General features: G+C 39.5%; 1 protein-coding gene. It reads right to left on the bottom strand.

The features are described from left to right. On the bottom strand, positions 1–590 hold a 590-nt coding region (locus ABN217_RS19830; RefSeq protein WP_349459940.1), incomplete at both ends, for an amino acid ABC transporter ATP-binding protein.

The raw sequence follows: 590 nt of genomic DNA, 5'->3' as shown, positions 1-590 counted from the left end.
TCAAAAAAATCATTTTTAGGTCTATCTTCTACAATGCGTCCTTCATCCATAAAAATAATCCGCTCAGCAACTTTTTTAGCAAATCCCATTTCATGGGTTACTACCATCATGGTCATACCTTCATTAGCTAGCTCAACCATAACATCCAGTACTTCATTTATCATTTCAGGGTCAAGTGCGGAAGTCGGTTCATCAAACAACATTGCGATAGGATCCATACACAAAGCACGAGCAATTGCGACACGTTGTTGTTGGCCACCAGAAAGTTGAGCAGGATATTTATTCGCATGACTTGATAAGCCAACACGTTCTAATAACTTTAAGCCTTTTTCTTTTGCCGCATCTTTATTTCTATTGAGTACTTTGACTTGTGCCAGTGTAAGATTTTCAATAATAGAGAGGTGAGGGAAGAGCTCAAAATGTTGAAACACCATACCAACTTTTGCGCGTAATTTGGCAAGATCCGTATGCTTATCATTAACTAGGGTTCCATTAACGAGGATCTCGCCTTGTTGTATGGGTTCTAAGCCATTAACAGCTTTGATCAGTGTTGATTTACCTGAACCTGAAGGCCCACAGACAACAACAAC

The organism is Proteus sp. fly-1067, from assembly GCF_040139345.1.
GTDB lineage: Bacteria > Pseudomonadota > Gammaproteobacteria > Enterobacterales > Enterobacteriaceae > Proteus > Proteus vulgaris_B.
This window is presented reverse-complemented; position numbering and strand designations above follow the sequence as displayed.